The sequence below is a fragment of the Microvirga sp. HBU67558 genome, assembly GCF_018069605.1.
GTDB classification, from domain to species: Bacteria; Pseudomonadota; Alphaproteobacteria; order Rhizobiales; family Beijerinckiaceae; genus Microvirga; species Microvirga terrae.
The window spans coordinates 1-5,795 of sequence record NZ_JAGPUP010000385.1 but is presented as its reverse complement, the minus strand read 5'-3'; the positions used below and the strand labels follow the sequence as shown (position 1 = coordinate 5,795).

Below are 5,795 nucleotides of genomic sequence, written 5' to 3'. Positions count from 1 at the left end.
TGATCCCGACCCGTAAGGCGCTCTGCTCTTCCAATCGGGATGGCCGGGACAAGCCCGGCCATGACGTCGTGGGTGTCAGGACGGACGGAGGGCGGCCGTGACGTGATGGGTGGAATGACGGGCGGTGGAGAGCCATGCCGGGGTGGGTGCCAGCACGAGCCGAGGGTGGCGAGGACGAGCAGAGGGCGACGGAACGGCGGCGGGAAGGTGGAAGCGCGGAGGGCGGCCGGAGCAACATTCTGCTCGGGCATGAATGATCCGTCGTGCTAAGCATGATGCTTGCGGCTGCATCCGGCGATGCACCCCACGAACGAGCGTCGGTGCCCCATGACCCTTGAACTCTGGCTGATTTATCTGATGGCCGCGATCGGCCTGTCGCTGACGCCCGGCCCGAACGGCTTGCTGTCGCTGACGCACGGCGTCTGCTACGGGTTCCGGCCCACGATCTACACGGTGCTGGGCGGCGCGCTCGGGTTCTTCGTCCTGATCGCAGCCTCGCTCGCCGGCATGGGAGCGCTGCTCGCCGCCTCGGAGCGGGCCTTCACGATCGCCAAGTGGATCGGCGCCGCCTACCTGGTCTATCTCGGCCTGCGCATCTGGCGCTCGCCCGCCTCCGTCCTCGATGTCGCCCGGCCGGACGCCGAGCCGCGCCGGGCCAGGCCGGTCTGGATGTTCAACCAGGGCTTCCTCGTGGCCGTGTCGAACCCGAAGGCGCTGATCTTCTTCGCGGCGTTCCTGCCGCAATTCATGGTCCCGGGCGTTTCCTTCCCGGTTCAGCTTGCCTTGTTCGGCGGCACGTTCGTGATCGTCGAGATCGTCTACGAGCTTCTTCTCGCCGTGATGGCCCAGCGGATCGCCCCGTGGCTGACCCGGCATGGGCGGTGGTTCAACCGCCTGGCCGGCGCGACCTTCGTGGGCATCGGTGCGGCGCTGACGACGGCGAGCCGCTGACGGCGCCTAAGCCCTGTAAACGAACGAAATGCCAGCGCGGCCGTTGTCTTTCTACAAACTTTGCCGGACGCGCAATGGACAGAGTCTTCGCCCGGTTCGCCAATGCCACGGCCCGCGTCGCGGGAAGCCCGACGACGTTCCTGGTCTGCGTCGTCGTCGTGCTGGCCTGGGCGTTCTCTGGCCCGTTCTTCCGTTTCTCGGAGGACTGGCAGCTCGTGATCAACACGGGAACCACCATCGTGACCTTCCTGATGGTCTTCCTGATCCAGAACACGCAGAACCGCGACGGCGCCGCCCTCCAGACCAAGCTCGACGAACTGATCCGGACATCCAATGCGGACGATACGTTCATGGGGATCGAGAAGCTGACCGACCGGGAGCTGGAGGCTCTTCACGAGCAATGCGAGCAGATGGCGAGGCAAAGCCATGCGGCTCTGGAGAAGACCAAGGCCGAGCGTGCGAAACGGGCGCAGCGCAAGGGCTCAGGGCGGCTCAGCGCCTGAGCCCACCCAGGCCCGAGACGGAGCGCCCGTCACGGACGCCCGTCGGTGAACTGAACGAGATCCCACAGATTGCCGTAGAGGTCCTCGAACACGGCCACGATGCCGTAGGGCGCATGCTTCGGCTCGCGGACGAACGTGATCCCGGCCTCGGCCAGGGCGGCCTGATCGCGCCAAAAATCATCGGTCTGCAGGAACAGGAAGACACGGCCGCCGGCCTGGTCGCCGATGAAGGTCTCCTGCCGGGCCGAGGAGGCGCGGGCCAGGAGCAGCGACGTGCCGCCATGGCCCCGCGGCCGGACCACGACCCAGCGCTTGTCCTGCTCCGGCTGATCCGTGTCCTCGACCAGCTCGAACCCGAGCTTGCCGACATAGAAGGCGATCGCCTCGTCGTAATCGCGGACGACGAGGGCGATGTGGGCGATGCTCTGGGTCACGCGGCCTGGCTCCCTGGACCGAACGGGCTCGAACATGCGCTGGCCGGGCCATCCACGAAAGTGTATTCTCGACCTATCACCAGCCGATCCGAACCCGTAGGCGCTGGTGGCCGAGAGAGACGTGTGCTCCCGCCTGCAGGGTCGAGGAGGCGCCTCATGACCAATCTGCAACAGGAACGGGACCATCTGGCCCTGGCGGATCGGCACATCATCGAGGGCAGGCGACGGGTGGCCAATCAGACGAAGCTCGTCGAGACGATGGCCCGGAACGGGCAGGATACGATCATGGCCGCGAGGCTGCTCCGGACCTTCGAGGAGACCCTCGAGGCCTGGCATGCACACCGGCGGAACATCCTCCAGGCCATCGACGGCCGATGATCCCTTCGAACGGCCCCGGGAAGGGCGGCCGCGAACGGCATGGACCCGGCTTGTGGTCATCCCGTCCCGCCTGGACAGGACGCCATCAGCTACTCCTGAACGATCCTATCGTGGCGGGCCGCGATCGACGCAGTCGTCGTCCAGGAGGTCGTGAAAGCTGATCCGGACCCGGCCGGCATGATGGTTCGGATCGGCCGCCGCCCCGAGGCCGACGAGGGTGTTCATCTCGCCCACGAGGCACTCGCCGCCCGCCGATCGGAGCCGCACCTGGCGGTGCCGCACCCGCGCTTCGAAGTCATTGAGGAGGAAAAGGGTTTCCGGATCGATGTCGATGTCGACGTGGCCGGTGCGCTTGCCTTCCTCGCAGGTCGCGATCTGGATTTCCGTCAGAAGATGCTGAAATTCCTTCGGCCATTCGACGATGGGGTTCTGAGTGAGCGGCATGGATTCATCCGATACCTGCCAGATCCTTTGCCAGGAAATGGCTTCCATCCTGACAAACGCGGCCGCGCGCTGCGGTTCCGCCGGACACTCTCATGGCCGAGGTTCCGCGTCAGGGCATCGGAGCCATCCCTGTGGATTGCGGGCACAGACAAGCGTGGCTTTGGGGTTTTTAACTTTGCCGCCACCGCTCTAGTTTATGGAGCAGGTTTGGAGACCACCGCCGCGTGCGCTACCCGCCCCAAATTCTCGAAGAGATCCGCGCCCGGCTGCCGACCTCGGCGGTCGTGGGCAAGCGCGTGCGCCTGAAGAAGGCCGGGCGGGAATGGAAAGGTCTGTCGCCCTTCAACGCCGAGAAGACGCCGTCCTTCTACGTGAACGACCAGAAGCAGTTCTATCATTGCTTCTCGTCCGGCAAGCACGGGGACATCTTCACCTTTCTCATGGAGACCGAGGGGTTGTCATTCCCCGAGGCGGTGGAGCGGCTTGCCGGCGAGGCCGGGGTGCCGCTGCCCCAGCTCTCCCGGGAGGACCGGCAGGAGGAGGTCAAGCGCAAGAACCTTCACGACGTCATGGAACTGGCGGCCGAGTTCTTCGAGGCCGCGCTCCAGGGGCGCTCCGGCGCCAAGGCGCGGGACTATCTCGCCGGCCGGGCCCTGAGCCGGGAGGCCCAAACCCGCTTCCGGATCGGCTACGCGCCGTCCGAACGCTACGCCCTGCGCGACCATCTCGCCGGCAAGGGGGTGCCTGTCGAGATGATGGTGGAGGCAGGCCTCGTCCATGCGGGCGAGGAGGGGAAGATCCCGGCCGACCGGTTCCGCGACCGGGTCATGTTCCCGATCTGCGACGTGCGCGGCCGGGTCATCGCCTTCGGCGGCCGCGCCATGAGCGCCGATGTGCCGGCCAAGTACCTCAACTCGCCCGACACGCCCCTCTTCAACAAGGGGCGGCTCCTCTACAACTACCATCTCGCCCGCCAGCCCGCCCATGACCGCGGCACGGTGATCGCCGTGGAAGGCTACGTGGACGTGATCTCGCTCTCCGTGGCGGGTTTTCCCCATGCGGTCGCGCCGCTCGGCACCGCCCTGACCGAGGACCAGCTCACCCTGCTCTGGCGCCTCGCCGAGGAGCCGATCCTCTGCTTCGACGGTGACAAGGCCGGACAGCGGGCGGCCTACCGGGCGCTCGACGTCGCCCTGCCCAACCTGATGCCGGGCAAGTCCCTGCGTTTCGCCATGCTGCCCGAAGGGCAGGACCCGGACGACCTCGCCCGCGCTGGTGGAAGCGCCGCCGTGGAGCGCGTGCTCGCCTCGGCCCGGCCGCTGGTGGACGTGCTCTGGACCCGGGAGCTGGAGGCCGGACCTCTCGACACCCCCGAGCGCCGGGCCGCCATGGACCGGCGCCTGCGCGAATCACTCGCCCTGATTCGCGACGAAACGCTCAAGAAATACTACCGGGAGGAGATCCAGGGGCGCCTCGCGGCCTTGAATCCCGATCCCCGGCCGGCCCGGTTCAACCGCCAGGGCGGGGGCGGGCGGCGAGACTTCCAGAAGCCCCAGCCCATGACGCCGAGCGCCCGGCTGAGCGTGTCGCCGCTCCTCGCCCGGAACCCGCTTTTTGCCGGGGGAGCCGCCGAAAGTCCGCGGGAGGCGATGATCCTCTGCACCTTCCTGATCCATCCGGAACTCGTTCAAAATCATGCAGAAACCCTTGCAGATCTTGAACTTGAGAGCCGGTCCACCCAAATGGTGCGCAGTCTCCTGCTCGATGGAGCGGCGAGCGGCGAACCTGCCGATCCGGCCGTCATGAAGGCCCGCCTGGAGCGGGCCGGACTGGCGCAGGCGGAGGACAGGCTGACGGCTCTGGTCCGTCCCGGTGACCGGTGGATGCTGGATCCACATGCGGATCCCTTGCGGCTTGAGGACGCATTGAGGCAAGCCATCACCTTGCATCGCCGCGCACGCACGTTACATAGCGAACTTCGGGCTGCCGAGCGCGCCCTTGCCGAAGAGGACAACGAGGCCAATCTCGCCTGGCTGCGAGAGGTCCAGAACCAGCTGTCCTCCGTCGAGGGTGCCGAGGCCGACAGCGACAGCGGAGGGCTCCCCGGGGGCCACTGATGTCTCGCACGACGGGAGGGCGGCAGGCGTGGCGGCTGCGGCTCTCTGGACGGGGGATGGTTAACGGTTAGTCAAGCGATTGACTGTTTATGGATTGAAATGAATTTCAGGTGGCGGAGCCTCGGGCCTCGGCCACCCATGCGCGCATCGCCGGTCCTGTAGGGGGGATGGGCGGGCGCTGGAGTTGAGCAAAGCATGGCGACGAAGACAACCGGCGGCGACGAAGGCGATACGACGACGACCGAGCAGCAGACCGACGGGCCTCTGCTCGACCTGAGCGATGCCGCCGTCAAGCGGATGATCAAGCTCGCGAAGAAGCGCGGGTACGTCACTTACGACGAACTGAACGAGGTCCTGCCTCCCGAGGAGTTCTCCTCGGAGCAGATCGAGGACGTTCTCGGTCAGCTCTCCGAGATGGGCATCAACGTCGTCGAGTCCGAAGAGACCGACGAGAACGCCCAGCCGGAGGCCGACGAGGAGGAGGCCGAGGGCGGCGACCTCGTGGAGGCGGCCCAGACCCGCGCCGTCGTGGTGCGCGAGACGGCCAAGGAGCCGACCGACCGCACGGACGACCCGGTGCGCATGTACCTGCGCGAGATGGGCTCGGTCGAGCTTCTCTCCCGCGAGGGCGAGATCGCGATCGCCAAGCGCATCGAGGCCGGCCGCGAGGCGATGATCGCCGGGCTCTGCGAGAGCCCGCTGACCTTCCAGGCCATCATCATCTGGCGCGACGAGCTCGTCGAGGGCCGGGTGCTCCTGCGCGACATCATCGATCTCGAGGCCACCTATGCGGGCCCCGACGGCAAGGGCGCCCCCAAGGTGGACGCCCTGGGCGAGGGGGAGGGCGAGGAAGAGCCTGCCGAGACCGAGGAGGGCATGACCCCGCCCGAGGGCGAGCTCGACGACGACGACATGGAGAACAACGTGTCGCTCTCGGCCATGGAGGCCGAGCTGAAGCCGCGCGTCCT

General features: G+C 67.1%; 7 protein-coding genes. 5 read left to right on the top strand and 2 right to left on the bottom strand.

Annotation, left to right across the window (positions count from 1 at the left end):
- Positions 1 to 327: 327 nt before the first annotated feature.
- On the top strand, positions 328 to 951 hold the full coding sequence (locus tag KBI52_RS02495; protein WP_210805107.1) for a LysE family translocator: 624 nt from the start codon (positions 328 to 330) through the stop codon (positions 949 to 951).
- 74 nt (positions 952 to 1,025) lie between these two features.
- Complete coding sequence (locus KBI52_RS02490; RefSeq protein WP_210805105.1) at positions 1,026 to 1,454, top strand: low affinity iron permease family protein; 429 nt, start codon at positions 1,026 to 1,028, stop codon at positions 1,452 to 1,454.
- A 29-nt stretch (positions 1,455 to 1,483) separates the two neighbouring features.
- Here the strand turns inward: KBI52_RS02490 and KBI52_RS02485 are convergent, their stop codons facing one another.
- The gene (locus tag KBI52_RS02485) at positions 1,484 to 1,888 is read right to left on the bottom strand and encodes a VOC family protein (RefSeq protein WP_173947795.1); all 405 of its coding nucleotides are present in this window, start codon (positions 1,886 to 1,888) and stop codon (positions 1,484 to 1,486) included.
- A 156-nt stretch (positions 1,889 to 2,044) separates the two neighbouring features.
- Here KBI52_RS02485 and KBI52_RS02480 point away from each other — a divergent pair, with 156 nt between their 5' ends.
- Positions 2,045 to 2,266 carry a hypothetical protein gene (locus KBI52_RS02480; RefSeq protein ID WP_210805103.1) on the top strand — a complete coding sequence of 74 codons (222 nt, stop codon included), beginning with the start codon at positions 2,045 to 2,047 and terminating at the stop codon, positions 2,264 to 2,266.
- Between the two features lie 105 nt (positions 2,267 to 2,371).
- On the opposite strand, the gene KBI52_RS02475 is transcribed toward KBI52_RS02480, so the two are convergent.
- The gene (locus tag KBI52_RS02475; RefSeq protein ID WP_210805101.1) at positions 2,372 to 2,710 is read right to left on the bottom strand and encodes a hypothetical protein; all 339 of its coding nucleotides are present in this window, start codon (positions 2,708 to 2,710) and stop codon (positions 2,372 to 2,374) included.
- Between the two features lie 224 nt (positions 2,711 to 2,934).
- Between KBI52_RS02475 and dnaG the strand changes: the two genes are divergently transcribed.
- Together dnaG and KBI52_RS02465 are read left to right on the top strand one after the other, a co-directional pair.
- On the top strand, positions 2,935 to 4,827 hold the full coding sequence (gene dnaG / locus KBI52_RS02470) for a DNA primase (protein ID WP_210805099.1): 1,893 nt from the start codon (positions 2,935 to 2,937) through the stop codon (positions 4,825 to 4,827).
- Positions 4,828 to 5,022: 195 nt separating this feature from the next.
- Positions 5,023 to 5,795 (top strand): RNA polymerase sigma factor region1.1 domain-containing protein (locus KBI52_RS02465; RefSeq protein ID WP_305797869.1); only part of this gene is annotated, 773 nt, incomplete at its 3' end.